This is a genomic window from Vicinamibacteria bacterium (assembly GCA_035570235.1).
Classification (GTDB): Bacteria; Acidobacteriota; Vicinamibacteria; order Fen-336; family Fen-336; genus DATMML01.
This window is the reverse complement of sequence record DATMML010000105.1, coordinates 1-26,939: the sequence shown is the minus strand read 5'-3', so window position 1 is coordinate 26,939 and position 26,939 is coordinate 1. Positions and strand designations below refer to the sequence as shown.

Below are 26,939 nucleotides of genomic sequence, written 5' to 3'. Positions count from 1 at the left end.
CTCATGGGGGCTAGCGTCCGGGTCCTCCACCTCGAAGACAGCCCAACCGATTCCGAGCTCGTGGAGTTGGCGCTCCGGGAGGCCGGTATGGACTGGGAGGTGGTGAGGGTGGAGACCCGAGATGCCTTCGTGGCTGCCCTCGAGGGGGGCGGCTACAACATCGTGGTCTCCGACTACAGCCTTCCCTCCTTCAACGGACTCCAGGCCCTGCGGGAGGCGAAGGCGCGGAGGCCGGAGATGGCCTTCCTATTCTTCACCGCCACCCTCGGAGAAGAGCGCGCGGTCGAGGCTCTCAAGGCCGGGGCCACGGACTTTGTGGCCAAGGAGAGGCGGGACCGACTCGCCCCCGCTCTCCTGCGGGCGCTGGCGGAGACGGCCGAGCGGGCCGCCCGCCGGCAGGCCGAGGATGCCTTGCGCAGCACCAAGGAGCGACTCCACCACCTCGTGAGCTCGAGCCCGGCGGTTCTGTACTCGCTCCGGGTCGCGGGCCAGACGCTCGTCCCCGACTGGGTGAGCGAGAACATCGAGCAGCTGCTCGGTTACGCTCCTGCCGAGGTCCTCAAGTCGGAGTGGTGGGTGGATCGGGTCCATGCCGAGGACCGGGAGCCGGTCCTGGCCCAGGTTCAGAAGCTCCTGCAGGAGGGGCACGTCGTCCGCGAGTATCGCTTCCGCCGCAAGGACGGGGCGTACCGCTGGGTTCGGGACGAGCAGAAGCTGCTGCGGGACGGGGAAGGGAACCCGCTTGAGGTAGTGGCGTCGTGGTCGGACGTCACGGAGCGGAAGCAGGCCGAGCTGAGGTTGCAGGAGCGCGAGGAGCAGTATCGGCTCTTGTTCGACAGCAACCCGCATCCGATGTGGGTCTTCGACGCGGAGACGCTCGCCTTCCTCGCCGTCAACGACGCCGCCGTTCGACAGTACGGATACACGCCGGCGGAGTTTCTGGGCATGACCATCAATGACATCCGGCCCCCCGAGGAGATTCCAAAGCTCTCCGCGCATCTCAAGGGACTCTTGCGGATGCCGCCGGGGTCCCCGAGCGGCTGGCGGCACCGGACGAAGGACGGCTCCCTCATCGAGGTCGACATCTCGTCCGATCCGATCACGTTTCAGGGGCGGAAGGCGGTGCTCGTCCTCGCCCACGACGTGACGGAGAAGAGGAGGCTGGAGGCGCAGCTCCTCCAGTCCCAGAAGATGGAGGCCGTCGGCCAGCTCGCGGGCGGGGTGGCGCACGACTTCAACAATCTCCTGGGCGTCATCACCGGCTATACCGAGCTGATGCTGAAGGACCTGGGAGTGGGGCACCCCGGCTTCCGGCGCGCGGCGGAGATCCAGAAGGCGGCGGATCGGGCCGGGAGCCTGACCCGCCAGCTCCTGGCCTTCAGCCGCAAGCAGGTCCTGGTCCCGGAGGTGCTGGACCTGAACACCGTGCTCGACGACACCGAGAAGATGCTGCGGCGGCTCATCGGCGAGGACGTCCAGCTCGTCACCGTCTTCGCTTCCGGGCTGGGTCTAGTGAAGGCGGATCCGGGGCAGATGGAGCAGGTGATCATCAACCTGGCCGTGAACGCCCGCGACGCCATGCCGCGGGGGGGCAAGCTCATCATCGAGACCGCGAACGTAGATCTGGACGGGAGCTACACCCGCCTGCATCCCGACGTCAAGCCCGGCTCCTACGTGATGCTGGCCGTGAGCGACACCGGGCACGGGATGGACGCGGACACGATGTCGCACATCTTCGAGCCCTTCTTCACCACCAAGGAGGAAGGCAAGGGCACGGGGCTCGGCCTGTCCACGGTTTTTGGGATCATCAAGCAGAGCGGCGGCCACGTCGCCGTCTACAGCGAGGTCGGCCAGGGGACATCGTTCAAGGTCTATCTCCCGCGGAGGGAGGAGGCAGGGACGCTCGCGTCGGCGGGGGCGGTGCGGGCGGAGGCGCCGTCCACGGGTTCGGAGACGATCCTGCTGGTGGAGGACGCGGAGGCGCTGCGGTTGTTGATCGCGGAGATCCTGGAAGTGGGGGGCTACCGGGTTCTTCCCGGGGCGAGCCCGGAGCAGGCGCTCGCGACCGCGGACGGCCACGACGGCCCGATCCACCTCCTACTCACCGACGTGGTCATGCCCCGGATGAGCGGGCGTCAGGTGGCGGACCGGATCAAGGCCTCCCGGCCCACAGTGAAGATCATGTACATGTCGGGCTACACCGACGAAGCCATCAGCCATCACGGTGCCCTCGAGCCCGGCACCCACTTCATTCAGAAGCCGTTCACCGCGGACGCCCTCCTGCGGAAGGTGCGCGAGGTCCTGGAGGCCTGAGCTCCGGCCCCGCTCGCAGGAGACACGCGGTCAGGAAGGCCGGTGCGGCGGGGCCGGCGCACGTCGATGGCCGCCCGCTCAGCGGCCGATGGCCGCGCTATCGGGGGCGCGGTGGTCGGCGCCGCCCTCCAGCAGGTCCTCCTTAGCGTCGTAGACGATGCCCTGGGCCGCGCCCTGGGGGCGCTCGCTTTCCTTGGCCGCGTGGCCCATGCGCGTGAGGAGGGCCAGGGTATCGGGGGAAAGGCCGTAGCGCTCGTAGCGGATGACGTCGGGAAGCCACTGATGGTGGAAGCGGGGGGCGTCGATGGCCTCCTGGATGTTCATGCCGAAGTCCACCACGTTCAAGGTGGTGACAAGGACGGTGTTGATGATGGTCCGGCCCCCCGGGCTGCCTATGACCATGAAGACCTTGCCGTCCTTGGCCAGAATGGTGGGGGTCATGTTGGAGAGCATGCGTTTGCCGGGCGCGGCCAGGTTCGGGGCCGTCCCGATCAGGCCCTCCGCGTTCGTCAGCCCCGGCCCCGCGTTGAAGTCTCCCATCTCGTTGTTCAGGAGGAAGCCCGCCCCTGGCACCACCGCCTTGACGCCGTAGGCATCCTCGAGGGTGTAGGTGAGGGCCACCGCGTTGCGGTCGGCATCCACCACCGAGAAGTGGGTGGTCTGCGTGCTCTGCGCCGGCCATTCGAAGCTCAGGGGCGACGAGGTCGAGGCGCGGTCGGCGCGGATGGTCCGGCGCAGGGCGGTCGCGTATTCCTTCGAGATGAGCCGCGCGATGGGCATCCCGGGATTGAATTCGGGATCCCCGAGGTAACGGGCCCGGTCGGCGAAGGCGCGGCGCATGACCTCCGTGATCAGGTGGACGGTGGCCGCGGAGCCGAAGCCCTTGGCCGCGAGGTCATAGCCCTCGAGGACGTTCAGCATCTCCAGAAGACAGGCGCCGCCCGAGCTGGCGGGGGGCACGGTGAGGACTTCGTAGCCGCGATAGGTGCCGCGAAGGACCTCCCGCCGTCGGGGGGTGTAGGCTTTCAGATCCGCCTGAGTGATGAGGCCGTCGTGGGCCTGCATCTCCCTTTCGATGAGCCGCGCCGTCTCCCCTTCGTAGAAACCCTCCCGACCCCGGTCCGCGATCCGCTCCAGGGTGCGGGCCAGGTCCCCTTGTCGCAACAGGTCGCCCGGCTCATAGGGGGTGCCGGCCCGCGAGAACTGGGCCACGGAGGCCGGGTAGGCCTTCATCTCGGGCAGGACCTGGCGGAGCGAGCGGGCCAGGCCGTCCGTGACCATGAAGCCCTCCCGGGCCAGGAAGATCGCGGGCTCCAAGAGCCGCTCCCACGGAAGCTTGCCTTGCTCTTTCCAAGCCATGTGCAGGCCGGCCACCGTTCCCGGCACGCCCACCGACAGGTATCGGTGATGGTGGCGGTCGGCGTCGTACTTCCCGGCTTCTAGGAACATGGTGGAGGAGGCGCCGGCGGGGGCGGTCTCCCGGAAGTCGTAGGCGACCGCCTCCCCCGTCGCCCGCCGATAGACCAGAAAGCCCCCCCCGCCGATGTTGCCCGCGGCGGGGTGGGTCACGGCGAGGGCGAAGGCGGTGGCCACTGCCGCATCCATGGCGTTGCCCCCGTCCATGAGCACGTCCATGCCCACGTGGGAGGCGATGAAGTTCTGCGAAGCCACGATTCCCGTCCGCGCGCGCACGGGATGGCTCGCGGCGGGCAGGGTCGCGGCGAGGACGGAGACGGGCAGCATGGGGCCGAGGCGCAGTTTCACGCGGGATCTCCTGCCTTTCCCAGACGGGCGAGGCTACCACCATCCCGACCCGGTCTGGAAGCCCCCGGGGGTGATACCCTGCCGCCGGAGGTGAACCCGTGCTCACGATCGCCCTCGGCTTGGCCGCCGCCGTAGCCGCCCCCCCCGCCGAGCCCCGCACCCTGCGCCTGGACTACGTCCATAGCGGCGGTGCGGCCGAAGAACGCTTCGCCCTCGACGGCTGGGTCCGGGAGGGGCCCTGGCCGGGACGGCCCGACCGCGCGATCGACGACACCAACCTCGGCCCTTACTTCTTCGAGGTCGTGGACCGTGGCAAGAACCGCGTGCTCTACTCCCGCGGCTTCGCCAGCATCTTCGGGGAATGGGAGACCACGGCCGAAGCCAAGGACGTCGCGCGCGCCTTCCACGAGTCGCTGCGCTTCCCGGAGCCGGCCGCTCCCGCGCAGGTCGTGGTCAAGAAGCGGGGAAAGAACGGAGCCTTCCGCGAGATCTGGTCCGTGCTCGTGGACCCCCAGAGCCCCGCCATCGACTCCAGCCCTCCCTCCCCGGGGACGAAGGTGTGGGCGGTCATGAAAAACGGCGAGCCCCGGGACAAGGTGGATCTGCTCCTGATGGGCGACGGGTACACCGCCGCCGAGATGGAGAAGTGGCATCGGGACGCCCGGCGGATGGCCGACCTCCTCTTCGCGGTCTCCCCCTTCAAGGAGCGCCGCCAGGATTTCAACGTCTGGGCCTTGGACACCCCTTCCGACGAGAGCGGGGTGGCGCGGCCCTCGGACGGCGTTCACCACCGCTCCGCCCTTCGAGCGGGCTACGACGCCTTCGGGTCCGAGCGCTACGTGCTCACTCTCGACAACAAGAGGATGCGGGAGGCGGCCGCGTCCGCGCCCTACGAGTTCGTGGAGATCTTGGTCAACGACCGGAAGTACGGGGGGGGCGGCATCTTCAACCTCTACGCCACCGTGGCCGCGGACAGCGCCTGGGCCCCCTACGTGTTCGTCCACGAGTTCGGCCACCATTTCGCAGGCCTGGCCGACGAGTACTACACCTCGGACGTGGCCTACGGGCCCGCGAGCGAGCGGCCCGAGCCCTGGGAGCCCAACGCCACCGTCGATCCCCAGGCCTCAAAGTGGAGGGACCTCGTCACGGCCGGGACCCCCCTGCCCACCCCCTGGGAGAAGGAGGCCTTCGAGGCGGTGGAGAAGGAGATCCAGGGCCGGCGGCGCGACATCCGGGCCCGGCACCGTCCGGAGGAGGAGATGGACGCCCTGTTCCGCGAGGAGCGCGAGCGGGTGGGTAAGATCCTTGGCGCCGGCCTCCACCCGGCCGCGGTGGGAGCCTTCGAGGGCGCGCTCTACGAGGCCAAGGGCTACTACCGGCCCCAGGCCGACTGCATCATGTTCACGCGCAGCCAGGCGTTTTGCGCGGTCTGCCGCCGGGCCATCGAGCGCGTGATCGACCTCTACGCCCGCCCGCCCGGCCCCCGCTGAGTTGGTGGGGCGGGGGAGGGTCGGTGTAGACTGCCCGCTCATGGTCCGCGCCTCCATCCCGCTCGTCGCGCTCCTGGCCCTCGTTCCCGCCGCCCGGGCCGGCGACGTTCCCGGCGCCGTCATCGTCCTGGATGCGGTCGGCCCCTCCCCGGGGGGGCCGGGGACCGCCGCCAACTCCCCGCGCTTCGTGCTCCTCGAGGACGGCCAGGTGTTCGTGGGCGGGACGCAGAGGCTGGCCACCGGCCGCCTCGAGCGCGACGAGGTGAAGGAGCTGGAGAAGCGGATCGCCCGCGTGCGCAAGATTCCCGGGCTCGGCTCGCAAGTCTCCTTCGGGGCGGCCGCCTCCCCCCGCTACCACCTTCGCCTCGGCAAGGGGCAGCCCCTCGACATCCTGGCCACGGGGGATCCCGCGTCCGCTCCCGCCGGCTTGCGGCCCCTCGCCTCTCTCGTCCAAGATCTGGCGGCCTTCGCCCACGAGAGCCTGCGCTCCTACGAACCCGCCGCCTACGCGCTCTCGGCGCGGGAAGGGGCGCTCATCGGGGGCTGCCGGAGTTGGGGCTTTGCCGTGCCCCTCGCGGAGGCCCTGGCCGGGCCGAGGAGCGTGTCCGCGGCCGCCGTCGCCGACTGGCCCACGGGCGGCGCCCCCGCCTCGGTCTGCGCGGGGGATAAGCGGTATGTCGTGACCCTGCGCCCGCTGCTGCCGGGCGAGAAACCCTAGCCGGAACCGTAAACCGTTGTAGACTGGTTGGGGAGGCCCCGCGCCTTGCTCGACTTGCTTCTCCTGGCGCTCGCGGTGGTGGCGGCGCCCGCGGCCCCGATGACCAAAGACCAGGCACTCGTGCTGGCCAAAAAAACGCTGCACTCGTCCGCCGAAGGCGCGATCGAGGTGGTGGCGGTCACGGAGATGGACTGGCCCGACGCGAGCCTGGGCTGCCCGGAGAAAGGCCAGGCTCGCCCGCCCGAGCCCACCCCCGGGTTCCGCGTCCTCCTGAAAGCCAGCGGCCGGATCTACCGCGTCCACGTGGGGGCCGGCCGGGCCCTCCTCTGCGGGGCCGGTCTGGCCGTGGCCGGCGGGGGGCTCAAGGCGGAGGCGGGTGGGGGCCCCGGAGAGCAGGAGGGAGCGGTCAGCCCCGATCCTCAGGACCCGGTGGGCCAGAAGCTGGTCACGCAGGCGAAGGAGGACCTCGCCCGCCAGCTGTCGATCCCGCTCTCCGAGATCTCCCTCTTGAAGTTCAAGGAGGTCGTCTGGCCGGACAGCAGCCTGGGCTGCCCGCGGCCGGGCCTCCTCTACACCCAGGTCCTCCAGCCCGGCTTCCTCATCCGCCTCTTGGCGCGCGGCCGATCCTACGAGTACCACGCGGGAGCGCGGGGCGCCCCCTTCCTCTGCTCCGAGCCGCGGGTCCCCTGAAGCTCCAAAAAAACGGCGGGCCGGATCGAGTCCAGCCCGCCGTGGGTGGCACCCGCCCCTCGGTGCGCGAGGGGCGCTTTGGTCACTTCGTGACGGCGCCCGTGACGCAGGCGGTCGCGGTCCCGAAGAAGATGCTGCCCGTCATCTCCGCGCAGTTCGTCCACGCGCCTTCCTCGCCGGCGCGGGCGGTGAAGGACACGGTCTTGGTCTCGCCGGGGCCGCCGGGGGTGCTGGTGATCCGGACCTGCGTGCTGTTCGCCACGGGAAGCGTGCCCGTGCCGTTGTAGTAGAAGTTGGCGCCCCGGCTGCCGAACTTGTTCTCCCCTCCGACGGTGAGGAACCCGCCCTCGCCCGCGGTCAGCTGGGGTCCATAGACGTAGCTGATGTCCTCCACGCCGTTGACCCCGACCCATACCTGGAACGAGTTCCGCTGGGCGTTGTTGCTGAAGTTGGGCACGTTGTCCCACTCGAAGACGATCCAGGTGTGCACGCCGTCGCTCAAGCTGCCCACGCGCATGGCTCCACCCCGGGCGGGGGTGGCGTCGAGGTCGGTCCAGAAGGGCGCGAGGACATTGTTGGGGGGCGCGGGGTTGGGGAAGTGCTGGTTCAGGAACTGGATGTCGCTCGAGACCCCGCCGCCCACGACCAGATAGCCGTTGCTGACCATGCCGATCTGGGTGTAGGTCTCGCTGGCAAAGCGGAACGCCGGCACGGCAAAATTCGCCAGCGTCTCGTCTCCCATGTTGGGCAGGGGCGCAATACCGAAGAGGCTCAAGGGCAGGTAGCCGCCGGCGGGGGAGTCGTTGGCCGCGGCCGCGTGGACGTCGGGCGGGGTCGCCCCCGCCAGGGTGCCGTCGAAGGTGAGCCGGTGGGTACCGTCCGCCACCGCCCCCGTGACGCTCACCAGCGATAGCCGCCGGGGCAGGCGGTCCCGCAGGTGGACGGAGGCGTCGTTGAAGGTGGTGTTGGTGGCGGTGATGGTGCAAGTCGTGGTGGCGTGCTCGGCGAGCGTCGCCGGGTCACAGGACTCGTCCAAGGTGACCCCGGCCTGCCGGCGGTCGAAGGTGATCGGGAAGTGCAGCTTCCGGCAGCGGTTGTCGCGGTCCTCGTGCCGGTCGCCGTCGTCGTGCCGGTCCGCCTCGTCGCCGCCCTCGCGGTGGCCGTCACCGCGGCCCTCACGGTCGTCCCCGCCGTTGCCACAGCCATTCTCGAGGAAGAGGGTGGCGTGGCGAACCGCCCCCAGGGGCACGGCCCGGGCGTCCACCGTGATGTCGAACGTCGCCTGGCCGTGCGCGGGCACCATGAGCGCCTCCGGCACCCGGACCGTGACGTCGGGGGGGGCGTCCACGCTCAGGAGCCAAAGGCTGTGATGCCGGAGATCGCTGAACACCGTCCGCGGCACCGTCACTTTGCCGGGCATGACCGGCACGTAAAGGCTGGGGTAGTTCACGAGCGAGAGGTTGGTTTGGAAGGTCAAGAAGTCCTGGGCGGGGGCGTCGAAGGTGAGGCCGGGCAGGCCCGCGTTCCTGAGGTCGATGCGGCCGGAGCCGAGGTCGAAGGAGTCGGCGGGTGTGATCCCGTCTCCCTTGACCAGACCCGCAGTCAAAGCGGTGGTCATGATCGCGGACTTGATCTGGCCCGGCGTCCAATGGGGGTGGAGCTGCTTCAGGAGGGCGGCCGTGCCCGAGACGTGGGGGGTCGCCATGGAAGTCCCGCTGATGATCTGGAAGAGCTCGCCGCTCGGCGCCCCTCCGATGGCGGCCGGCTTCGGCGTCTGGCCGGCCAGGATGTTCACGCCGGGAGCGGCCACATCGGGCTTGCTGACGCCCAGGGTTTGGTTGGGGCCGCCCCGGGAGCTGAAGTCGGCGATCACGTCCCCCTGGCCGGTCAAGCTGGACGCGCCTCCGGAGAAGGTGCCGGTGTTGTTCGTGTGGGAGCCCAGGAAGGCCAGCAGGGCGACCCCCTGCGCGCTGTCAATGTGGACCGCGGGCAGGAAATGGACATCGGCGTCCGTATCGTTGGGGCTTGGAGTGTTGTAGAGGATCATCCCCACCGCGCCGCCCTGGAGGACGTTGAAGCCTTTTGCCACCCGGGCGTTGGTGCCCCGTCGGCAGACCACGATCTTGCCGGTCAAGCTCCCGGGGGCGGCGGGACTCAAGCAGAGCGGGTTCGAGTAGGGAGGGGCGGAGGCGAGGACGACGGGGGCGGCGGACGTGATCGGGCCCATGACGGAGGCTCCGGTCACGGTGAGGGACCCGGTGCCGTCGGCCGTGATCGTGGCCGAGCCCTGGAAGACGCGGTCGGTGGTGCTGGCGGCCACGGTCGTCACCCAGGGGCCGCGGTGCTCGACGGTGTCCGCGCCCGGCCCGCTGTTGCCGGCCGCCGCGGACACGAACACCCCCGCGCGGTAGGCGTCCAAGAAGGCGAGCTCGACCACGTCTGAGTAGGGGTTGGCTCCGCCGCCGATGGAGAAGCTGATGACGTCGACACCGTCGGCGATGGCCTGTTCGATGGCGGCCGCGGAGTCGGAATTGAAGCACTGGCCTCCACCCGCGCTGTCGGTGAAGCAGACCTTGTAGACCGCCACGTGGGCCCGGGGCGCAATGCCGGAGACGTGGGCCAGGGGCGTTCCGCCGAACCCGGCCGCCACCCCCGCGTCGCCGGTGGCGGTGGTGGCGGTGTGGGTGCCGTGGCCGTTGTTGTCGCGGGCGGAGTTGAACTCGCCGGGGAGGGGCGCGATTCCGGAGTGGTCGAAGGTGTTCATGAACCGGCGGGCCCCGATCAGCTTGTGGTTGCAGGCAAAGGCAGGATCGTCGGGGTTGGCGGATCCGAACTGGCAGCTTGTCCCGTGCCACTTCGCGGGTGGGGCCGGGTAGGTGCCGTCGTCGGCCAGCGACGGGTGCTCGGGCCAGACCCCGGTGTCGATCATGCCCACGATGACGCCCTCGCCCGCGCGGCCCTGGCCGCCCACCTGGGCCCACAGGATGGGGGCCCCGATGAAGGCGGGGCTGCGGTCCGTGCTGAGGGGCACCGCTACGTCCTCGTACACGGCCTGGACCCCGGGCAGGAGGCTCAAGTCCCTGAGGTATTGCCGCGGCACGGTCATGGCCACGCCGCCCACCACCTTGCGGAAGCGATGGGTGATGCTGGCGTTGGGGATGGACTGGTGGAGATTCGCCTCGAACTCCTGCTCCTTGGTGATCAAGTGTCGTTCGTAGGCGCGGGCGGCCTCGGACTCGAAGTCCAGGCGCGTCGCGCCCGTCACCTGGGGGCTGGTGGCGGGGAGCCCGGGGATGTCCCCTTTGTAGGCGGCCACCGAATCGGCCTCGAACTTCACGATCACCCTCGCCATGGCCTGATCCGTGTTGCGGACCTTGACTCCGGGGAGGGTGTGGACAGAGAGCGGCTCCAGGGGGGTCGCCGTGAAATCATCCGCCGCTCCCGTAGCCGGCAGGGCGAGAAGGGCCGCGAGAACAAAGGGCCCGGAGAGGGCGGAGACGTGGCTTTTCATCTGCAAATTCTCCTTGAAGCGCTTGACCCAACGCGACCCCGGCGACCGGTTGCGATCGAGCAGAGGCTGCCTAGGCCGATTGGACCTGACTCGGCGCGTGTTCGTAGTACCGTGGCGCCCTGACTCGACCCCATGATGGGCGCTACGGCCAGGAGGGCCGGAGGCAAAGCACGTGGAGCGACGAGGTCCCCGCCGACGTTTTGGCGGGCGCCGCGGGAAGCGTGAACGGCACGTGAGAGGAGCCGACTCTGAGAGAGTGGCGCTGGACGCTGGGCGCGGCGAGCCTCGGGCGGGCTTTCAGTCAGGTCTGGCGCGAGGTGACGGCCAAGGATCATAACGGCGAGGGAGGCCGTATGCTGGACGGGACGGCCCCGGAAGTCAAGCGATGCCGGCCGCTCCAACAACCTGAATGCCGCTCGGGTAAACACTTCTTGGTCTCCCGAGTAACCGGATTCCGGGGTCGAGATGGGGTCGGTTTCAATTCTTCGGGAGTCCTTTACGTGCTCGCCCGAAGGCCTCCACCCGTGCTATAGTGCCCTTCGGAGGAGACGATGATCGATCCGCGGCGGGCGGGCCGCCCGTGAGGCACGGCCCGCGACACCCGCGGCGCCATCGACACCCCCATCGACACGACCGGCCCAACGGACCCCATCCGCAGAACCAGGGGCCAAGAGGGCCGAGGGACCCCCGACAAGCTCCGATCCCCCTGACCGGTCCGACAGCGCCGGTTGGCGGAGTGGCCGAACTCACGGAGGGAGTCGGCGGGTTCTTGAGGCAGGCCGCCCAGAACTACCTGTCGCACCGCGACGACGTTGTGGTTCCGGCGCAGATCGCCCGGGACTACGGTTTGCGCGACGGCACGGAGATCGAGGGCCTGGTTCGTGACGGGGGCAACGGGCGCCGCACCCTGGTGGAGGTCCAAAAGGCAGGGGGAATGCCCCCCGAGCAATACCGGGCCCTGCCCCATTTCCAGGATCTTGTCTCCGTGAACCCGCACGAGGCCTTCCACCTCGCCGCCGAGCAGGCGGAGACCAGCCTGCGCATCATCGACCTCATCGCTCCCATCGGCCGCGGCCAGCGGGGCCTCATCGTGTCCCCCCCCAAGGCCGGCAAGACCACGCTCCTCGAGCATCTGGGTCAGGCCATCTCCAAACACCACCCCGAGGTCCACCTCATCCTGCTTCTCATCGACGAGCGGCCGGAGGAGGTCACGCACTTCCGCCGGGCCGTGAAGGCGGAGGTACTGGCCAGCTCCTCTGACTCCGCCTCCGACTCCCACATCAAGCTGGCCCGCTTGGCCATGGAGCGGGCGAAGCGACTGGTGGAGGCCGGGCGCCACGTGGTGATCCTCCTGGACAGCCTCACCCGCCTGGGCCGAGCCAGCAACCGCGAGATCGGGCCCGGCGGCCGGACCATGAGCGGAGGCGTGGACAACCGCGCCCTGCAGTTCCCCCGGCAGTTCTTCGGGGCCGCCCGCAACTGCGAAGGAAGCGGCAGCCTCACCATCCTGGCCACCGCCCTCATCGAGACGGGGAGCCGGATGGACGAGGTCATCTTCCAGGAGTTCAAGGGGACGGGGAACATGGAGCTGATCCTGGATCGCGGCATCGCCGACCGGCGGATCTTTCCCGCCGTGGACGTGCTGAAGTCCGGCACCCGCCGCGAAGAGCTGCTCTGCTCCCCGGAGGAGCTGAAGCAGCGGCACCTGCTCCGCCGTGCCCTCGCCGATCTCTCCACCACCGAGGCGGCGCAGTTCCTGATCGACAAGATCCAGAAGACACCCTCCAACGCGGCGTTCCTGGGCACGCTCGTGGCCCCCGCTCCGGTCCGCCGCTTCCGCTGAGGCCCCCCCGGAGGCCCGTCATGCTGGTCGAGCATCATGGTTGGCATTCGCCCCGCTTGGGCCAGGAGATGGGGATCCAGGTCTACGGGCACTATGGGTCTCCCCTCCTCGTCTTCCCCACCAGCGGGGGGGACGAGTACGAGTACGCGGGCCAGGGGATGATCGATGCCCTCGCCCACTACATCGACGAAGGACGCGTGAAGTTCTTCTGCGTGAATACCGTCAACAACGACTCCTGGTACAACAAGCAGGCCCACCCCCGGCACCGCAGCTACCGCCAGGCCATGTACGATGCCTATATCGCAAACGAGGTGGTACCCTTCATATACGAGCACTGCCGGACTGCGGGCCTTCCCATCACCACCACCGGGGCCTCCTTCGGCGCCTACCACGCAGCCAACAGCCTCTTCAAGCACCCCGATCTGTTCCGGCGCTGCCTGGCCCTCTCCGGCGTCTATGACCTGCGCCGGTTCATGGATGGGGACTACGACGATAACTTCTACTTCAACAACCCCGTGGACTACCTGGCCGGCCTCTCCGACCCCGGGTACCTCCATCAGCTCAACCAGGACGACATCCACCTGGTCACGGGGTCGGGGTCTTTTGAGGACGCCGGCCCCACCTACCGGCTCTCGGAGGTGTTGCGGGGGCGGGGCATCAACCATTCCCTGGACAACTGGGGGGCGGAGGGCGGGCACGACTGGCCCTACTGGAAGCGACAGATGAACGAGTACCTGGGGAGGCTTTATTGAGGGCGGTCGGGACCCGGGGCGGCGGCGTTCGCCGGCGGGGAGCGGTCGTTCACCGAAAACCACGGACCCGCCGGACGCGGGCTGCGTAGAGTCGAGGAGAGACCTAACTTGGCGGACCTCAAAGGAGACCTCGCTTCTCTGAAGATCGACCGGGAGGGGCCGGCCGTCAGCCCCTGGCGGTGGCCCCTCCTCTTCTTCATTCCCGTTATCCTCGGGCTGGGCGTGCTCTATGCGTTCCGGGCCCGCCAGGCCCTCTCCGCTCCCGAGGTGGACACGGTGCGGCCCGCGGTCGCGCGCAGCGGGGAGACGAGCGCGGGGGCGCCCGTCCTCACTGCCTCCGGCTACGTGGTCGCGCGGCGGAAAGCGGTGGTCTCGGCCAAGATCCAAGGCCGACTGTCCGAGCTCAAGGTCGAGGAGGGGAGCCGGGTCAAGGAGGGCGAGGTGATCGCTCGCCTGGAGAGTGAGGACTACCTGGCCCAAATCGGACGGGCGCGGGCCGCTCTCCAGCACGCGGAGGCGGACCTGGCGGAGAACCAGCGCCAGCTCCGGCTCTCCGAGAAGCTGGCCCGCGAGCTGGTGGTGTCCGAGGATAGCCTGGAGGCAAGCCGCAGCCGGGTGCGCCTGGCCGAGGCGGCCCTGAGCCAGGCCAAGGCCGACCTCGACTACGCGGAGGCAACCTTTCAGTTCACGCAGATCCGCGCCCCCTTCACGGGAGTGGTGGTGAAGAAGATGGCGGAAGTGGGGGAGAGCGTGGCTCCCATCCCGCCCGGGGTGAACATCTCCACTGCCTCCGGGGCCATCGTGGCCCTGGCCGACCTCGACACCCTGGAGGTGGAAGCGGACGTGAGCGAATCGAACGTGGCCAAGCTGGGCCCCAACCAACCGGCGGAGGTCACGGTAGAGGCCTTTCCCGAGCGGCGCTACAAGGCCGTGCTGCGGCAGGTGATCCCCACTGCGGACCGGACCAAGGCCACCGTGCAGGTGAAGGTCACCATCCTGGACAAGGACAAGGACCTGAAGCCGGAGATGAGCGCCAAGGCGACTTTCCTGGAGCCGACGAAGCCGAAGACGGCGTCGGAGCCGGCGGAGTCGGTCATCACCGTGCCCAAGGAGGCGGTGGCGAGCCGGGACGGCAAGACCCTCGTGTTCGAGGTGCGGGAGGGGAAGGTCCGGGCGAAGCCGGTGGTGGTGGGGCTCGAGCGCTCGGGCCAGGTCGTGGTCCGCGAGGGCCTGGCCGGAGGGGAGACGCTGGTCGCCCGTCCCCCGGAGGCTATGAAAGATGGCGATGCGGTGAGGGTGAAGGGATGAGCGCAGAACCGGTCTCGGCGACCGCGCCGATGGTCGACGTGCAGCATGTGGTGAAGGTCTACCACCGGGACAGCCTGGAGATCCCGGTTCTGAACGGAATCGACATCCGCGTGCCGGAGGGAGATTTCGTGGCCCTCATGGGCCCCTCGGGGTCGGGAAAGACCACGCTCCTGAACCTGATCGCGGGCATCGACCGACCCACCTCGGGCAAGGTCCTGGTGGCGGGCACCGACGTGGCCCAGCTCTCGGAGAGCGCGCTCGCCGCCTGGCGCAGCCGCAACGTGGGCTTCATCTTCCAGTTCTACAACCTGATCCCGGTCCTGAGCGCGCTCGAGAACGTGGAGCTTCCCCTGCTCCTGACCCACCTCCCCAAGGCGGAGAGGCGGGAGCGGGCCCTGACCGCGCTCAAGGTGGTGGGGCTGGCCGATCGCGCCCACCACTACCCGCGCCAGCTCTCGGGCGGCCAGGAGCAGAGGGTGGCCATCGCGCGCGCCATCGTGGCCGACCCCAAGGTGCTGGTGGCGGACGAGCCCACCGGAGACTTGGACGCGAAGAGCGCGCACGAGATCCTGGACCTGATGCAGAGCCTGAACCGGGACTTCAAGAAGACGATCGTGATGGTGACCCACGACCCGCGGGCGGCGGAGCGTGCCCATATCCAACACCATCTCGAGAAGGGCGTGCTCAGAAAGGATTGAGGCGGCCATGAAGTTCTTGCCTTTCGTGCTCAAGCACCTGCGGCGGAACTGGATCCGCACCCTGTCGACGGTGATCGCCATGTCGGTCTGCATATTCCTCTTCTGCACGCTGCAGACGGTGCTGGCCTCCATCAACGGCATGCTCGAGAGTACGAGCGCCAGCCGGCTCGTCACCCGCAACGCGGTGAGCCTGGTCTTCAACCTCCCGCGCTCCTACGAGCAGCGCATCGCGGGGCTACCGGGGATCAAACGGGTGGCGATCTCCTCCTGGTTCGGGGGCTCCCTCCCCGCCAAGAAAGAGGGCAAGGCCGAGGAAGGCACCGCATCCACCACGGACTGGAGCAACTTCTTCCCCAACATGGCGGTGGAAGCGGAGCCCTTCTTCCAGATGTACCCGGAGTACAAGATCCCGCCCGACGATTTCAAGGCCTTCCAGGAGGACCTGCAGGGCTGCGTGATCGGGCGCAAGCTGGCGACCAAGTTCGGCTGGAAGGTCGGCGACCACTTCTTCCTGGAGAGCTTCATCCCGCCCTACCGGAAGACGAGCGGCCCCTTCGAGTTCGTGGTGCGCGCCATTTTCGACACCGACGCCACCCACCCCAATACCGACTCCAACCTGATGCTCTTCCACTTCAAGTACCTCGACGAGAGCGTGGGGCAGCACGTGGGGGCGGGTACCTACATGATCGAGATCAACGATCCCGGTCAGGCGGGCGCGGTGAGCAAGGCCGTCGACGCCACCTTCGAAAACAGCGACAACCAGACCCACACCGAGACCGAGCAGGCCTTCGCGGCTAGCTTCGTGGCCATGGCCGGCAACCTGGCCTTCCTCCTCAACAGCATCGGCCTGGCCGTGAGCTTCACCATCCTCCTCGTCACCGCCAACACCATGAGCATGGCCGTGCGCGAGCGGCGCACGGAGATCGCCGTCCTCAAGACGCTGGGCTTCTCCAGCCTCCAGGTGCTGGGGCTGATCGTGGCGGAAGCGCTGGCCCTGGGCGCCCTGGGCGGCGGCCTGGGCCTGGCCGGGAGCCAGGGCCTCATGTGGTTCCTGACCCATACGCCGGGCATCCGGGACATGCTGGCCGGGCTCGGCCTCTCCGAGCTGCACCTCAAACCGATGATCGCCGCCGTGGGCTTCGCCGTGGCCCTCGGCCTGGGCTTCGCCGCCGGCTTCGGCCCCGCCCTGAACGCCTACCGGGCGCGGATCACGGACATGCTGAGGACGGTCTGATGGCTCTTCCCCTTTCCTACAACGTGCGCAACGTACGCCACCGGTGGCAGGTGACCATGCTCGCCGTCTCCGGCATCGCCCTCGTGGTGGCTGTCTTCACCGTCCTCATGGCGATGTCGGAGGGCTTCTCGCGCGCCCTGCGCTCCACCGGTCGGCCGGACAACGCGATGATCGTCCAGCGCGGGTCCGCCTCCGAGCTCACCTCCTGGATCCCCATCGACCACCGCAACCTCATCCTCGTCCGCGACGAGGTGGCGCGGGACGCGGAGGGCCAGCCCCTGGCCTCCCCCGAGGACGTGGTCGTGACCATGAAGCCGAAGAAGGACGGCAGCCCCACCAACGTCACCGTCCGGGGGGTCACCCCCAAGGCCTTCGACGTGCGCGGCGGCATCAAGATCCTGGCCGGACGCCGCTTCACGCCCGGCCTCTACGAGGTCATGGTGGGGGACAAGATCGCCCGCCGGGTGCAGGGCCTGGAGCTGGGCTCGTCGGTGAAGCTGCAGAAGCACGAGTGGAAGGTGGTCGGCACCTTCTCGTCGCAGGGGGGTGCCTTCGAGAGCGAGATATGGGGAGACGCCGACGTCATGGGCGTCGACTTCGGCCGCACCGGAGGCTACAACGCCATGAGCGTGCGGCTCAAGCCCGGCGCCGACGTCACCGAACTGGACCACTGGATCCGCTCCAACCCCCAGATGCAGCTCCAGGCGGTCTCGGAGCGCAAGTACTACGACGACCAGGCGGGGCCGCTGGCCAAGATCCTGCGCCAGCTCGCCAACTTCGTGGCCGTGATCATGGGGGTAGGTGCGGTGTTCGGAGCCATGAACACGATGTACGCGATCGTGGCCGCGCGCACCCGCGAGATCGGCACCCTGCGCGCCCTGGGCTTCTCGCGAAGCGCCATCCTCTTCTCTTTCGTGGTGGAATCCGTGACCCTGGCCCTGGCGGGGGGCGCCATCGGCTGCCTGCTCGCCGTCCCCATGAACGGCTACTCCACGGGCACCGGGCAGACCCAGAGCTTCAGCGAGATCGCCTTCGCCTTCCAGATTACGCCCGGCATCGTGATGGCCTCGGTCACGTTCGCGGTGGTCATGGGCGTGATCGGTGGGCTTCTCCCCTCCGTCCGGGCGGCCCGCCTCCCCATCACCTCCGCGCTCCGGGAGGCCTGAGCCCTTCCCTTAAAAGGCGAGCTCCTTCACCAGCCGATTGTCCCCGTACTGGACGATGAGGGAGACCCCGGCCTTGCCCGGGGCCAGCTCGATCGTGAGATGGGGCGAGGTGAGCGCGGTGAGATCGAACCGGACCGGCCCCCGCCACTGGCTCTCCCCGCTGGGGGTGGGGGTCATCACGTTGCCCGCCTCCAGGAACTCCGCGACCCGGATCTTAAGGACCTCCAGGCTCATCCCCTGGTCGTCGGGGGTGTTGGGGTGGAGGACGAGGGCGTAGTTGCCGGCGGGGATCTTCTTGCCCTCCAGGGACACGGGGGCCTTCAGCTCCAGGCGCGCGAAGGGCCAGGTGCGCCGGGCGTAGAAGGAATCGCCGCCTTTTTGCATGGCTGCGAAGGTGTTCGGGCCCCAGGGGATCTTCAGGTAGTGGACGGTCACCCGGTCGGCGGTCGCGGACTGGATGGTGAGCGCGGGCTTTTTCTCCTCCCCGGTCGGCTCCTGGGCGGCCCTCGGCAGCCACGAGCCCAGGAAGATTACGAGGGCGGCGCTCAGCGTCATGGGCGGGTGTCCTTTCCGGTGGCGGGAGCGGTAGGGCCGCGGTCCCGCCACGCCTCCCCCGCGAAGCGGAGGCTCTGGTCGAGGACGGAGAGCACGAACTCGTATCCGTGATTCCCGGGGCGGAGGGCGAAGGTGTGGACGACCCCCCGGGCGGAGAGGCGTCGGTGCAGGTCTTCGGCGCCCGCGTAGAGCCCGTAGCGGTCCTCGGTGCCGCAGTCGAAGTAGAGGGCGGGGGCGGTCTGGGGATCGGCCTTCTCGGCCAGGGCCAGGGGGTCGGAGGCGGTCCAGAGCGCGCGATCGATGGGGTCGCCGAAGACCTTGTTGAAGGCGGCCATGTGCCAGCGGCCCGCCCCCTGGGCGGGGTCGGGGATGGCCTGGAGCAGCATCGCGCTGTGGGCGACCACCGCCCGATAGAGGCGGGGCTCCTTGAGGGCAATGCGGAGGGCCGCGTAGCCGCCCATGGAGATGCCGAGCAGGGCCCGCCCCTCGCGCCCTGGCTGCACGCGGTAGGTGGACTCCACATGCGCGATGAGGTCGCGGGTGACGAGATCCTCGAACTTGCCGCCCGGGCCGTTCACGAAGAAGGAGTTTCCCCCGTCCACCGCCACCACCAGGAACTCCGGCACCTCGCCGCGCTCCCGCATCCTCTCGAGGGCGGCGTGCAGGCCGCGCCGTTCCCAGAAGGTGTGGCTCTCGAAGAGGCCGTGCAGGACGTAGAGCACGGGGTACCGCCGCTCCCCAGCGGCATAGGAGGGGGGCAGATCCACCGCGTAGCTCACCTCCCGACCCAGGGCCGGGGAGGCGAAGGTGCCGTTGCGCATCTCCGCCGCCGCGGGGGCGGCGAGAAGCAGGAGGAGGGGGAGGGCCCTTCTCATGAGCTCGCGGCTCCTGGACGGTCGAGGTGACGGCTAATGGCCCCGAGGACGGCGTCGAAGCTTTGCGGGGTCAGCTTCCCCGTGAACGTGTTCTGTTGCGAGGGGTGGTAGGAGGCGAAGAGGAGGAGCCCTTCACCCAGGTCGTGCACCACTCCGTGACCGAAGGCGTGGGCCTTGCGGGCGGGCATGCGGCCCTCGTCCTGAAGCATGTTCAAAAAACCGTCCATGGCTACCTTCCCCAGGGCCAGTATGGCACGGACTCCCGTGAGAAGCCGCCACTCCCGCTGGAGGTAGGGGCGACAGTTCAGGAGCTCCTCCCGCGTGGGCTTGTTGGCAGGGGGCGCGCAGCGCGCGAGGGGCGCGATGTAGCAGTCGCGGAGAGAGAGTCCGTCCGTGCGGGCGATGGACGTCGGCTGGCTGGCGAAGCCCGCGCGGTGGAGGGCGGCGAAGAGGAAGTCGCCGGAACGGTCGCCCGTGAATACCCGGCCGGTGCGATTTCCGCCGTGGGCGGCGGGGGCCAGGCCCACGATGAGCAGCCGCGCCTTGGGATCTCCGAAGCCCGGCACCGGACGTGCCCAATAGGTCTCCTCCCGGAACCGTCGGACCTTGACCCGGGCCACCTCCCGGCACCAGGCGCGGAGGCGTGGGCAGCGCCCGCACGCCACGACGTCGCGGGTCACCCGGCCCATGGAGTCGCGCGGCACGGGAGCATCGTAACCGAACGTGTACCCTTGGCCGAGCTTCAGGCCGAGCCCCGGGTCCGCCGGGCAAGCTGGATTCTGGGCGTGCCGTGGTGTCGTCGCCTCTTCCATCAAGGACGTTTGGGCCGCCCCTCCTAGCCGGGGCCGTCGGGGGGCGGACCCGGCGCCCTATCCGGCTTCGCGAACAGATTGAAGACGATGAGGCTGGCGCCGACGGAGGCGGGGATGAGTCCGACCGTCCACACGCCCGGTTCGTTGTGGCTGAGCGTTGCGAGCATGATGGAGAGGCTGGCCCCCACGGCCAAGGTGATCAGCCCGCCCATCAACTGCTCGGACCTGTCCTTGATGGCCTTTCTCAGGTCCTGCTCGACAATGACGTCCAGGATGCGGCGGGCATTCTCGCCCGGCATCTCCGCCAGCGCCTTCAGCAGGGCGTAGCGGTCTCGGGCCTGCCGCTCCCGGGATTGGGCGCCGACCCAGTGGGCTACGCTGACGAAGGTGAAGACAGCCACCACGGTGGCGGTCAGGAACAAGAAGAGGGGCCAGAATAGCGTCATATTGGCAGGCATCATCGACCTCCGTCGGTTCGGCAAATGAGACGCTATGGCCGAAACCGAGGTTGCACTTTCTGACCCAACGAAAGATGCAACCCCCAAGCATCTTCCCGCGTCCAATGCCGGCAAAGAGGGCATGAGCGAGGGAAGCAAAGATGCCTCCGACGTGTCTCGGGTGCTGGCCGGGGACTCCGATGGCTTCGAGGGCATAGTGCGGCGCTGGCAGCGTCCCCTGGTCAATCTGGCCTGGCGCTTTTGCCGAGACCGGGCGACGTCGGAGGACATGGCCCAGGAGGCCTTCGTGAAGGCGTTCCGATCGCTTCGCAGCTTCCGAGGCCAGGCCGCCTTCGGGACCTGGCTCACGGCGATCGCCCTCAACACGTACCGTTCGCGGCTGCGAAATCAGGGGGCCCCGCTCCTGAGCCTGGACGCCGCCCGCCTGCTCGCTCTCGCCCCCGGCGCCGCCCGCCAGCTCGAGGATGCCGAGCGGGCCGAGGCCGTGCGGCGGGCGGTGCTCGCGTTGCCCGGGCGCTACCGAGACGTCATCATCCTGTTCTACTTCCAGGAGATGGACTTAGCGGAGACCGCCCGAATCCTAGGGGCGGCGGAAGGAACGGTGAAGGCCCGGCTTTATCGCGGGCGAGAACTCCTGAAAAGCCGCTGCGCGCTTCTGGCGCCCGCGGCGGCGCGGACGCCCGGGCCGGAGGAGTGAGGTTGGAAGATCTGGATCACCTACTGGCCGCGCTAGACTCCATCGAGCCCTCGTCGGGTTTCGCCGCCGGGGTAGTGGAGGCCTTGCGGCGCGAGCAGCGCGAGGGGCCGCCCCTCCCGTTCCCCTGGCGGCGGCTCGGCGCCGGCCTGTCCGCGGCCGGGGCTTTGGCCTTCGTGGGAGCTATCCTCTCCTCGCGCGCGGTCGTGCCCTGGAATGCCCTGCCCGCGAGCCTCCAGGCCCTCTCTCTCGCCGGGCCTACGCTCGCGGAGGCCGCAATGGCCACGCTTCTGAGCTTCGGGCTCTACCGCCTGCCGCGGGCCTTCTCGGGGGACTAAGGCCGGAAGAAGGGCGCCGTGGCCCCGCTTAGCCTCGGGGACCAGCGCGCCACGCGGCACAACCGGCGAGGCCATGCGCGCCCGCGAGCGCGGGGCGGTCATCCTGATGGAGAGGGGAGAGCGACGGCCGCCTAGCGCTTTCCGGGCTTGGCGCTCCCCCGCGAGCTGCGGCGGGCCTCGGGGGCCCTGAGCGAGCGCTTCGCGGGACGGGCTCCCTCGGTGCCGGTGGCCGCCTCCGACTCAGAGGCGGCGGCGGCGGCCGCGGCCTTGTTGGCCAAGCTGGCTTTCAAGGCCTCCATGAGGTCGATGATCTGGGCGCGCGGCGCCTCCGGGGCGGTCGTGACTTCCTGCCCCTCCACCTTGCGTTGGATGGCCTCTAGGTACCGCTTGCGCACCTCGTCCGTGTAGTTCTCGGGATGGAACTCGTCGGAGGCGATCTGCTCCACGAGCTGGACGGCCAGCTTCAACTCCGGCTCCTTGACCTCGGCCTCGCCCACCGGCACCTCGGCGAAGGAGCGCACCTCGTCCGCATAGAGGAGTTGCTGCATGACGAGGCCGCTCGCCGTGGGGCGGATAAGCACCAGGTACTGCTTGCCGCGGGCCGCCCACTTGGCGAGCGCGGAGCGGCCGGTCTGTTTCATGGCCTCGGATAGGAGCTTGTAGGCCTTCTCCCCCCCCTTGTCGGGCCCGAGGTAATAGGCCCCGTCGAAGTAGATCGGGTCGACCTGCGAGGCGGGGACGAACTCCGTGATCTCGATGGCCTTTTGCGCCTCCTCGGCCATCGACTTCAGCTCATCTTCCGTGAAGCTCACGTACTGGTCCTTCGAGAACTCGTAGCCTTTCACCATCTGGTCGCGGGGGACGATCTCGTTGTCCTTGGGACAGGTGTATTGCTGCTTCAGCCTGGATTTGCATTTGGCGTGAAGCAGGTTGAAGGAGATGGCGGCGGAGGACTCGCCCGCCGAATAGAGTCGGATCGGGATCGAGACCATGCCGAAGGAAATAGTGCCGGTGCCGATAGAGCGAGCTGACATGCCCCGATTTTAGCAGAACCGTCAACTCTATGATTTTGAATGACTTGTTGACAGGAAAGCACCCAATCCCTTGTGTCGAACCCGCGCAGGGCACCAATTGGTAGTGGTTCTCAAGTTCCCGGAGCGAGACGAGGCGCGCCGCCAGGTAGGGAGCGACGATGTGGAGGGTCACGTCACGGACCCCGAGACGATGAGGATGAAAGCGGCGAGCAGCTTGGTGCCCTAGGTGCTCAGGATTCCCTTGATGCCGGCCCGGGGAACAGCGCGTGCGGGCACGCTTCGTCGACGCGGCCTTCGCCGCGTAAGATGGGGGGCATGGCGGAGGCGCCCCGTGAAGTGCTCGTAGTGGGGGCCGGGCCCGCGGGCCTGGCCACCGCCATCGCTGCCCTTCAGGCCGGCCTCGACTACGAAGTCGTGGAGAAGGGCGTGCTCGTGAACTCGATCTTCCATTTCCCCCGGCACATGATCTTCTTCACCACCCCGGAGCTGCTCGAGATTGGCGGCCTCCCCTTCGTCACTCCCTACGAGAAGCCGACCCAGGGGGAGGCCCTCCGCTACTACCGGCGGGTGACCGACACCTTTCGCCTCAACCTGGCCCTCGGAGAGGAGGTGCGCGCGATCGAGCGGCGAGACGGTGTCTTTCGCGTCCTCACCCGGTCCGCGGCGGGAGCCGAGCGCTCGCGGACGGCCCGCCAAGTGGTGCTCGCCACCGGGTACTACGACCACCCGAACCCCCTCGATGTCCCCGGCGAGGACCTGCCCCACGTCTCCCACTACTACGCGGAGCCGCACGCCTTCTACCGCAAGCCGGTGGTGGTGGTCGGGGGCAAGAACTCCGCTGCCATCGCCGCCCTCGAGCTCCACCGCGCCGGGGCCCGGGTGACCCTCGTGCATCGGCACCCCCGCCTCGGAGAGTCGATCAAGTACTGGATCAAGCCCGATATAGAGAACCGGATCAAGGAGGGTGCGGTGGCCGCCCGTTTCGAGACGCGGGTCTTGGAGATCCGCCCCGACCGCGTTGTCGTGGAGGGCCCGGGCGGGAAGGAGGAGCTCTCGGCCGAGGGCGTCTTCCTCCTCACCGGCTACCACCCCGATGTCGAGCTCTTCCGTCGGGCGGGCGTGCGCGTCGATGAGGCCACCCTCAAGCCCGAGCACGACCCGGCCACCCTCGAGAGCAACGTTCCCGGCCTCTACGTCGCGGGGGCGGTGGTCTCGGGGCGGGAGACGGGCCGCATCTTCATCGAGAACGGACGCTTCCATGGGGAGATGATCGTCAAGGCGATCTCCGCCCGGCGTGGCCGGGCCTGATGCCGGTCCGGAAGCGGCCGCCCAAAGACGAGCCCCTACGGGCGTATCGCGCGCAGCGATCGGCCGACCGCACCCCGGAACCCTTCGCGGACGAGGCGGCCGCGGCCGCCCTAACCGTCGCGCCCGCGGCCGAGGTGCGCTCCAGCCTCGTCCGCCTGGGCGCTCTCCGGCGCCCCATCCGGGCGACAGACGTGAAGATGATGCTGGCGGAGACGCGCGAGGGACCCTTCTCCGCGCCCGGCTGGATCTTCGAGCTGAAGTACGACGGCTTCCGGGTCGTGGCTGGCAAGGAGGACGGCAAGCCCCACCTCGTCTACCGGAAGGGCAGCGATGCCACCGCGATCTTCCCGGAGGTGGCGCGGGCGCTGCCGGCCCTCCCTTTTGAGGGGCTGGTCCTGGACGGCGAGGTCGTCATCCTCGACGAGGAGGCTCGGCCCAGCTTCCAGCGCCTCCAGAAACGAGCCCTCCTCACCCGGGGCGCGGACATCACGCGGGCGGCGGTGGACCTGCCCGCTACCTACTTCGCCTTCGACCTGCTTGGCTTCGAGGATATCGACCTCCGGCCCCTCCCCCTCTCCGAGCGCAAGGGGCTCCTGCGCCAGGTCCTGCCGCGCGCGGGTCCGCTCCGCTTCGTCGACTACATCGAGGAGCAGGGGGAAGCCTTCTACGAGGAGGTGGGCCGCATGCGCCTGGAGGGGATGGTGGCCAAGAAGGCCGACTCCCCCTATCGGCCCGGCCGCTCCCCGGACTGGCTGAAGGTGAGGGTGGACCGCACCGGCGATTTCGTGGTGGTGGGTTTCACGGCCCCCCAGGGGGGGAGGGTCGGATTCGGAGCCTTGCACCTGGCCACGTACGAGCGAGGCAACCTCGTTTACGCGGGCCGGGTGGGGACCGGGTTCAACGACGACCAGCTCCAGAAACTGCGCGCGGAGCTGGAGCAGGACCGCCGCCTCACCCCCCCCTGCACGGGGCCCCTGCCCCCCGACAAAGCGACGGTCTGGGTGGAACCGCGCCGCGTGGTCGAGGTCCGCTACAAGGAGTGGACGGGCGAGGGCCTGCTGCGGCAGCCCGTTTTCCAGCGCTTCCGCGATGACAAGCCCATCGAGGAATGCGTGCGCGAGGGGCAGGGGGGGATGTCCGAACCGTTGCCCCCCCCCATCGTCTCGAACGAGCCGGCCCCCGAGCGCAAGGTCCCCTTCTCGAACCTCGACAAGATCTTCTGGCCGCAGGAGGGCTACACCAAGGGGGACCTCATTGCGTTCTACCGGGCGGTCTCGCCGTGGCTTCTGCCCTACCTGAAGGACCGCCCCCTCGTCCTCGCCCGCTATCCGGACGGCATCACGGGCAAGAACTTCTTCCAGAAGGACGCCCCCGACTTCGTTCCCGGCCGGGTCCGGCTGGAAAGGATCTGGAGCGAGCACGCCCAGCGCGAGATCGACTACTTCATCGCCGACGACGAGGAGACCCTGCTCTACATCATCAATCTGGGTACGATCCCCCTCCACATCTGGGCCAGCCGGATCGCGGACATCACCCATCCCGACTGGTGCATCCTGGATCTGGACCCCAAGGAGGCGCCGTTCGCGGACGTGGTGCAGGTGGCGCAGGCGATCCACGACCTCGCGGAGGAGATGGAGACGCCCTCGTTCGTGAAGACGAGCGGCTCCACCGGCATCCACGTCCTCGTCCCCCTGGGCGGGCAATGCACGTTCGAGCAGGGAAGGACCTTGGGCGAGCTGATGGCGCGGGTCGTCGCGGAGCGCCGGCCCGAGATTGCCACCACCATCCGCCTGCCCGCCTCGCGGGGAGGGCGGGTTTATGTGGACTTCCTCCAGAACGGCCACGGCAAACTTCTGGCCGCCCCTTTCAGCGCGCGTCCGGTGCCGGGGGCCAAAGTCTCCACACCCCTCGCCTGGAGCGAGGTCAAGGCGGGCCTGGATCCCGCCCGCTTCACTATCCGCACCATGCCCGAGCGACTACGCGCGCTGAAGGAGGACCCCCTGCGGGGACTCCTGAGCGAGAAGCCCGACCTCGGCCGGGCCCTGGCCCGGCTCACCGGCCTGATCAAAGGCTGAGGCGCGCCAAAAGCTGGAGGGCCAGGGCCGGACCCTTGCCCGCGTCCTCGTGCTTGAAGAAGACGAAGGCTTGCTCCCAGGGTTGGGACCGGATGCGGTCGGCCCAGGCCCGAAGGGCGGCCTCGTCGTAGTCGGCACGGCGCAGCCTGAGGTAGCCCCAGGCCGCGGTAGGGACCAGCGGCATGCCTTCCTCCCCGGACTCGTCGGTGTCCGCCGCACAGAGAACGGCCCCCCGCGCGCGGAGGGCCTCGTACACCTCGTCCTCGAACCAGGAGGCGTGGCGGAACTCGAAGGCCACCGGCCGCCCCGCGGGCAGGAGGGCCAGGAAGTCGACGAGCCGGGGGAGGTCCTTCTTCAGGAAGGGGGGGAGTTGGAAGAGGACGGGGCCGAGCTTGGGGCCGAGGGCGCCCGCGGTCTCGAAGAAGTAGCCGACATCCTCGGCCGCGTCCAGGAGGCGCTTCCGGTGGGTGATGCGCTGGGGGGCCTTGAGGACGAAGGTGAAACCCTCCCCAACCTCCCCCGCCCATCGGTTGAGGAGGGCGAGGGTGGGCATCCGGTAGAAGGTGTTGTTGATCTCGACGGTGGAGAGCCGCTCCGAGTAGAAGCGGAGCATGTCCGGCTCCTTGAGCTCCGCGGGGTAGAAGCTCCCCTTCCACTCCTTGTAGCTGTAGCCGCTCGTGCCCACTCGGACGCGCATGAGGCCTCCCGCGTGGTAGAACGCTAACATGGGTCGCGCCGCGGACGACACCGCAGTGGGGATGTCCCTCTGGCTGATGCCGGAAAGCGGGGTCGGGGACCGCTTGCGCGTGCTGATCGAGGGGCTGGCCCGCCGCCACCGCACGCCCTCCTTCCCCCCCCACCTGACCTTGCTCGGGGGCATCCCGGGGCCCGAGGAGGACGCTCTGTCTCGCGTCGCCGGACTCGCCCGTGGCCTGGGGCCGATCGCCATCCGCCTGGTGGACGTAGAGACCAGCGACGAGTACTTCCGCTGCGTGTTCGTGCGGGCGGAGCCGACGGAGGCGCTGCGGGCGGCGCACGTCGGTGCCCGCGCGGCCTTCGCCAACGTCGCCTCCACACCCTTCCGGCCCCACCTGAGCCTCCTCTACGGCCGGCTCGAGCCCCCCGAGCGAGCGGCTGTCCTCCAGGAGCTCGGAGGAACGCTGGAGTTGGCCTTTGAAGCCTCCCGGCTGCACGTGTTCCGCACTCAGGGCCCGCCGCGGGACTGGCGGCCGCGGGGGGCCTTCCCTTTGGGAGGCTGAGACCAAAGGCCGCGGGTGTGCGGTAGAGTTGAAGCTCCCCTGCG

Annotated in this window: 23 protein-coding genes; 15 read left to right on the top strand and 8 right to left on the bottom strand. The window is 69.1% G+C overall.

Going from position 1 to position 26,939, the window contains the following annotated elements; genetic code table 11:
• Window positions 1-3: 3 nt before the first annotated feature.
• The gene (locus VN461_20025; GenBank protein ID HXB57062.1) at window positions 4-2,313 is read left to right on the top strand and encodes a PAS domain S-box protein; all 2,310 of its coding nucleotides are present in this window, start codon (window positions 4-6) and stop codon (window positions 2,311-2,313) included.
• Window positions 2,314-2,391: 78 nt separating this feature from the next.
• Here the strand turns inward: VN461_20025 and ggt are convergent, their stop codons facing one another.
• Window positions 2,392-4,077 (bottom strand): gamma-glutamyltransferase, encoded by a 1,686-nt coding sequence (gene ggt / locus VN461_20020; protein ID HXB57061.1) that lies wholly within the window; start codon window positions 4,075-4,077, stop codon window positions 2,392-2,394.
• Window positions 4,078-4,175: 98 nt separating this feature from the next.
• Between ggt and VN461_20015 the strand changes: the two genes are divergently transcribed.
• Genes VN461_20015 through VN461_20005 form a run of 3 tightly spaced genes read left to right on the top strand, consistent with a single transcriptional unit; the run spans window position 4,176 to window position 6,975 of the window.
• Window positions 4,176-5,567 carry an IgA Peptidase M64 gene (locus VN461_20015; GenBank protein ID HXB57060.1) on the top strand — a complete coding sequence of 464 codons (1,392 nt, stop codon included), beginning with the start codon at window positions 4,176-4,178 and terminating at the stop codon, window positions 5,565-5,567.
• A 40-nt stretch (window positions 5,568-5,607) separates the two neighbouring features.
• Window positions 5,608-6,285, top strand: a complete 678-nt coding sequence (locus VN461_20010) for a hypothetical protein (GenBank protein ID HXB57059.1) — start codon at window positions 5,608-5,610, stop codon at window positions 6,283-6,285.
• A gap of 45 nt (window positions 6,286-6,330) precedes the next feature.
• A complete protein-coding gene (locus tag VN461_20005) occupies window positions 6,331-6,975 on the top strand; it encodes a hypothetical protein (GenBank protein ID HXB57058.1) in 645 nt (214 codons plus the stop codon).
• Window positions 6,976-7,057: 82 nt separating this feature from the next.
• On the opposite strand, the gene VN461_20000 is transcribed toward VN461_20005, so the two are convergent.
• Window positions 7,058-10,486, bottom strand: coding sequence for a S8 family serine peptidase (locus tag VN461_20000; GenBank protein HXB57057.1), 3,429 nt, complete (start codon window positions 10,484-10,486; stop codon window positions 7,058-7,060).
• A gap of 532 nt (window positions 10,487-11,018) precedes the next feature.
• On the opposite strand from VN461_20000, the gene rho reads away from it, so the two are divergent.
• The 6 genes from rho (at window position 11,019) to VN461_19970 (ending at window position 17,487) form a co-directional block, all read left to right on the top strand.
• Window positions 11,019-12,329 carry a transcription termination factor Rho gene (rho, locus tag VN461_19995; GenBank protein HXB57056.1) on the top strand — a complete coding sequence of 437 codons (1,311 nt, stop codon included), beginning with the start codon at window positions 11,019-11,021 and terminating at the stop codon, window positions 12,327-12,329.
• A gap of 20 nt (window positions 12,330-12,349) precedes the next feature.
• Window positions 12,350-13,081 (top strand): alpha/beta hydrolase-fold protein, encoded by a 732-nt coding sequence (locus VN461_19990; GenBank protein HXB57055.1) that lies wholly within the window; start codon window positions 12,350-12,352, stop codon window positions 13,079-13,081.
• Between the two features lie 108 nt (window positions 13,082-13,189).
• Complete coding sequence (locus VN461_19985) at window positions 13,190-14,389, top strand: efflux RND transporter periplasmic adaptor subunit (GenBank protein ID HXB57054.1); 1,200 nt, start codon at window positions 13,190-13,192, stop codon at window positions 14,387-14,389.
• On the top strand, window positions 14,386-15,087 hold the full coding sequence (locus VN461_19980) for an ABC transporter ATP-binding protein (protein ID HXB57053.1): 702 nt from the start codon (window positions 14,386-14,388) through the stop codon (window positions 15,085-15,087). Before VN461_19985 ends, VN461_19980 begins: the two co-directional genes overlap by 4 nt.
• Window positions 15,088-15,094: 7 nt before the next feature.
• A complete protein-coding gene (locus tag VN461_19975; GenBank protein HXB57052.1) occupies window positions 15,095-16,321 on the top strand; it encodes an ABC transporter permease in 1,227 nt (408 codons plus the stop codon).
• Window positions 16,321-17,487 carry an ABC transporter permease gene (locus VN461_19970; protein ID HXB57051.1) on the top strand — a complete coding sequence of 389 codons (1,167 nt, stop codon included), beginning with the start codon at window positions 16,321-16,323 and terminating at the stop codon, window positions 17,485-17,487. The genes VN461_19975 and VN461_19970 overlap by 1 nt, the downstream gene beginning before the upstream one ends.
• 9 nt (window positions 17,488-17,496) lie before the next feature.
• Here the strand turns inward: VN461_19970 and VN461_19965 are convergent, their stop codons facing one another.
• Genes VN461_19965 through VN461_19950 form a run of 4 tightly spaced genes read right to left on the bottom strand, consistent with a single transcriptional unit; the run spans window position 17,497 to window position 20,175 of the window.
• Window positions 17,497-18,042, bottom strand: coding sequence for a hypothetical protein (locus tag VN461_19965; GenBank protein HXB57050.1), 546 nt, complete (start codon window positions 18,040-18,042; stop codon window positions 17,497-17,499).
• The gene (locus VN461_19960) at window positions 18,039-18,917 is read right to left on the bottom strand and encodes an alpha/beta hydrolase family protein (GenBank protein HXB57049.1); all 879 of its coding nucleotides are present in this window, start codon (window positions 18,915-18,917) and stop codon (window positions 18,039-18,041) included. Before VN461_19960 ends, VN461_19965 begins: the two co-directional genes overlap by 4 nt.
• Window positions 18,914-19,729, bottom strand: a complete 816-nt coding sequence (locus VN461_19955) for a uracil-DNA glycosylase (GenBank protein HXB57048.1) — start codon at window positions 19,727-19,729, stop codon at window positions 18,914-18,916. The genes VN461_19960 and VN461_19955 overlap by 4 nt, the downstream gene beginning before the upstream one ends.
• Window positions 19,730-19,752: 23 nt before the next feature.
• A complete protein-coding gene (locus VN461_19950) occupies window positions 19,753-20,175 on the bottom strand; it encodes a hypothetical protein (GenBank protein HXB57047.1) in 423 nt (140 codons plus the stop codon).
• Window positions 20,176-20,308: 133 nt separating this feature from the next.
• Here VN461_19950 and VN461_19945 point away from each other — a divergent pair, with 133 nt between their 5' ends.
• Window positions 20,309-20,884, top strand: coding sequence for a sigma-70 family RNA polymerase sigma factor (locus VN461_19945; protein HXB57046.1), 576 nt, complete (start codon window positions 20,309-20,311; stop codon window positions 20,882-20,884).
• 2 nt (window positions 20,885-20,886) lie between these two features.
• Window positions 20,887-21,219: a hypothetical protein gene (locus tag VN461_19940; protein ID HXB57045.1), complete on the top strand. Its 333-nt coding sequence runs from the start codon at window positions 20,887-20,889 to the stop codon at window positions 21,217-21,219.
• 131 nt (window positions 21,220-21,350) lie between these two features.
• Here the strand turns inward: VN461_19940 and VN461_19935 are convergent, their stop codons facing one another.
• Entirely contained in the window at window positions 21,351-22,253 is a 903-nt protein-coding gene (locus tag VN461_19935; protein HXB57044.1) for a Ku protein, read from the bottom strand.
• A gap of 315 nt (window positions 22,254-22,568) precedes the next feature.
• Between VN461_19935 and VN461_19930 the strand changes: the two genes are divergently transcribed.
• Both VN461_19930 and ligD read left to right on the top strand, forming a co-directional pair.
• Window positions 22,569-23,561, top strand: a complete 993-nt coding sequence (locus VN461_19930) for a YpdA family putative bacillithiol disulfide reductase (protein ID HXB57043.1) — start codon at window positions 22,569-22,571, stop codon at window positions 23,559-23,561.
• Window positions 23,561-25,636 (top strand): DNA ligase D, encoded by a 2,076-nt coding sequence (gene ligD, locus VN461_19925; GenBank protein HXB57042.1) that lies wholly within the window; start codon window positions 23,561-23,563, stop codon window positions 25,634-25,636. Before VN461_19930 ends, ligD begins: the two co-directional genes overlap by 1 nt.
• Here ligD and VN461_19920 read toward each other — a convergent pair.
• The gene (locus VN461_19920) at window positions 25,626-26,333 is read right to left on the bottom strand and encodes a DUF72 domain-containing protein (GenBank protein HXB57041.1); all 708 of its coding nucleotides are present in this window, start codon (window positions 26,331-26,333) and stop codon (window positions 25,626-25,628) included. The genes ligD and VN461_19920 overlap by 11 nt on opposite strands.
• A gap of 28 nt (window positions 26,334-26,361) precedes the next feature.
• On the opposite strand from VN461_19920, the gene VN461_19915 reads away from it, so the two are divergent.
• Window positions 26,362-26,895, top strand: coding sequence for a 2'-5' RNA ligase family protein (locus VN461_19915; protein HXB57040.1), 534 nt, complete (start codon window positions 26,362-26,364; stop codon window positions 26,893-26,895).
• The last annotated feature ends 44 nt before the right edge of the window (window positions 26,896-26,939 follow it).

Coding starts and splice junctions, on each gene's coding strand:
- VN461_19945 (HXB57046.1), top strand. CDS start 20,309: ATGAGCGAGGGAAGCAAAGATGCCTCCGACGTGTCTCGGGTGCTGGCC.
- VN461_20025 (HXB57062.1), top strand. CDS start 4: ATGGGGGCTAGCGTCCGGGTCCTCCACCTCGAAGACAGCCCAACCGAT.
- VN461_19950 (HXB57047.1), bottom strand. CDS start 20,175: ATGACGCTATTCTGGCCCCTCTTCTTGTTCCTGACCGCCACCGTGGTG.
- VN461_20010 (HXB57059.1), top strand. CDS start 5,608: ATGGTCCGCGCCTCCATCCCGCTCGTCGCGCTCCTGGCCCTCGTTCCC.
- VN461_20000 (HXB57057.1), bottom strand. CDS start 10,486: ATGAAAAGCCACGTCTCCGCCCTCTCCGGGCCCTTTGTTCTCGCGGCC.
- VN461_19975 (HXB57052.1), top strand. CDS start 15,095: ATGAAGTTCTTGCCTTTCGTGCTCAAGCACCTGCGGCGGAACTGGATC.
- VN461_19915 (HXB57040.1), top strand. CDS start 26,362: ATGGGTCGCGCCGCGGACGACACCGCAGTGGGGATGTCCCTCTGGCTG.
- VN461_19965 (HXB57050.1), bottom strand. CDS start 18,042: ATGACGCTGAGCGCCGCCCTCGTAATCTTCCTGGGCTCGTGGCTGCCG.
- VN461_19970 (HXB57051.1), top strand. CDS start 16,321: ATGGCTCTTCCCCTTTCCTACAACGTGCGCAACGTACGCCACCGGTGG.
- VN461_19955 (HXB57048.1), bottom strand. CDS start 19,729: ATGGAAGAGGCGACGACACCACGGCACGCCCAGAATCCAGCTTGCCCG.
- VN461_19930 (HXB57043.1), top strand. CDS start 22,569: ATGGCGGAGGCGCCCCGTGAAGTGCTCGTAGTGGGGGCCGGGCCCGCG.
- ligD (HXB57042.1), top strand. CDS start 23,561: ATGCCGGTCCGGAAGCGGCCGCCCAAAGACGAGCCCCTACGGGCGTAT.
- VN461_19990 (HXB57055.1), top strand. CDS start 12,350: ATGCTGGTCGAGCATCATGGTTGGCATTCGCCCCGCTTGGGCCAGGAG.
- VN461_19920 (HXB57041.1), bottom strand. CDS start 26,333: ATGCGCGTCCGAGTGGGCACGAGCGGCTACAGCTACAAGGAGTGGAAG.
- VN461_19935 (HXB57044.1), bottom strand. CDS start 22,253: ATGTCAGCTCGCTCTATCGGCACCGGCACTATTTCCTTCGGCATGGTC.
- VN461_19960 (HXB57049.1), bottom strand. CDS start 18,917: ATGAGAAGGGCCCTCCCCCTCCTCCTGCTTCTCGCCGCCCCCGCGGCG.
- VN461_19980 (HXB57053.1), top strand. CDS start 14,386: ATGAGCGCAGAACCGGTCTCGGCGACCGCGCCGATGGTCGACGTGCAG.